We start from the raw sequence: 2228 nt of genomic DNA, 5'->3' as shown, positions 1-2228 counted from the left end.
CGAACCTCGAAGTGACGTACCAGCCGGGGAAAATTATTTTCAGGAAGAAGATGAACATTGTGCCGGGAACGTCCTGGTCGGGAGAAGTGACGACGATTGTCTTCAGGGCCAAGGTGACCGGGGAATCTTCGATCGATGTGAAAGTGGAAGGATAAGGGAGGAGTCCAAAGTGAAAAAAATAATGGCGAGCTTTATGGCGATTATGCTCTTGCTTGAACTATTCGGAGCCTGTACTCCTCTGAGAGATACCATGAATAAGAAAGTGGAGGCAGCCGATTTAAGTTGGACACTAATTAAGACGTTTGGGAATTACGGCTATGCATGGAACTATTCGAAGAATCAATTGTTCCATTCATTAAATATAAGTAACTACTCTTCCACTGTAAGCATGTATCCTTCTTCATATCCGTCCGCAGGATGGAACTGGGAATATAATGCATTGATGTCTTATAGAGTCGAAGTTTGGGCGAAGGATTCATCCAATAATGAGGTGTTCTTAGCAGGAGCATGGGATGACTTTGTAAACAAGACAAATAACGAGACTGTATTGGATACGATTACGACTGCTACCCCCTATATAGTATTCAAGGTGTTCCAAAAACAGGTTGTTTTTCCCGAATACAAGGAAGGAAGCCAAGAGATCTATACCATCAGTTCTGGAAGAGACAGCTTGGTTTATGCCAATGGTAACTATTATACGCCAGGTCTGCCCAACAGCAGTTGTGTACCGGGAGGCACGACGTGTGTAAGCAGCATGGGAACTTACAGAATAAATTCAGATTTATCGCTATCCTCAGCCGGAATAAGTATGAGCGGTACTTGGGGAGGCATGGGAACTTTAGGTGTTGATGATCAGGATAGGCCATTTTCCATAATTGCATCGCCGATTTGGAATGATGGGAGATCTTATATATACACCTACACGATCGAGGACTCCGGCTCTATTACTCAGGAAGCCCCGGCATTTCCATTAATCGGAACTGTCGATCTTGATGGTGTTTATCTGACGAAGAACGATGGTACGAGGATCCCGTATGTATCCCGACTAACCAGTCAGCTAAGTTATGATGACAGAGGGGACAGCTACTGGGCGCAGTCCATATATGCCGGTCCTCCGGGCTCTGCTTGGAATGAATACACGCTAACCCCAACGAATACCGCCACCCGAATTCCTTATTGGAGCTACAATCCGATGACGACGACAATTCGATCTGGCAATCGTATTTATTCTACTATCGCTACGAATGATGGAGGATACCTGGTTTATTATCAAGATTTCAATCCGAGTTCCGGCAATTTTTCGAGTTTGACTAAAGGCAGTGATGGGAAGTTTCCACTGGACGACTTGAAGAATTCTTATACTACCTTTTCTCCTGAAACTATTAAGTACAACGGAACAGGCTTCTCTTACGTTACGGTCGATTGGCCAACGGGGCCTCATGGTGAGGGATATAACACATACTATCAAAGTAAATTGACATATAAGGAAACGGACGCTTCAGGAAATGTAATATTGAGTGTTGATGTCCCTAATAAAGCTTATTATCCGACGTCACCTGCAGGAAATACTTGGCCTACGCAAGCAATCGAATATGCTGTCAGCTTAAATGGAAATTACGCCACGATTGCCGCTCCCGATCCGGAGAGCGGGGGGATTTCCTATTCTATTATAGATAGAAGTAACGGGAACATCGTTAAGCAGGCTTCTACCTACCGTATTGGCTCTCAAATTAACAGGATCATGTCTGCCAAGAACATGGGAGATCCGAATAATGCAACATTCTTGATATGCGCTTGGGACTCTATGTGCAGGGCACTGCAGATTCCGGTCAAGTTTACTGATCTGAATATCGTCACGCCGACCTCGGGGCAGATTCTCAGCGATTTAAATACAACCTTCGTCCCTACGGTGAAAGCAAGCGGTTCGAATTACACTAATCTCACCGTCAACTACTTCATCGATTCCGAGTCATCGCCAAGAGAGACGAAGACGATATCGAACACGGAGACGGAGCAGACGGTGAGCTTCAACGCGATTAACCTGGGAGCGTTAACGGAAGGTACGCATTCGATAAGATTCACCGTGAACGACGGCACGAACACGGTCGAGCGCTCCGTCAGCTTCGTCGTCGATAAGTCCGCTCCTCTCATCGAGTCGTTCCAAGCGGCTTCATCCGACACTGCGATCAGCGTGACCGGTGCCGCTTCGGACTCCCCCGCGGGGCTCG

The 2228-nt window shown here is 46.4% G+C and carries 1 protein-coding gene; it reads left to right on the top strand.

The features are described 5' to 3' along the window. Positions 1-169: 169 nt before the first annotated feature. On the top strand, positions 170-2228 hold a 2059-nt coding region (locus tag E6C55_RS33095), incomplete at its 3' end, for a hypothetical protein (protein ID WP_211093703.1).

The organism is Cohnella fermenti, assembly GCF_004801405.1.
Classification (GTDB): domain Bacteria; phylum Bacillota; class Bacilli; order Paenibacillales; family Paenibacillaceae; genus Cohnella; species Cohnella fermenti.
Note: the sequence above shows the minus strand (reverse complement) of the source record. Positions and strands in the feature narration are given on the sequence as shown.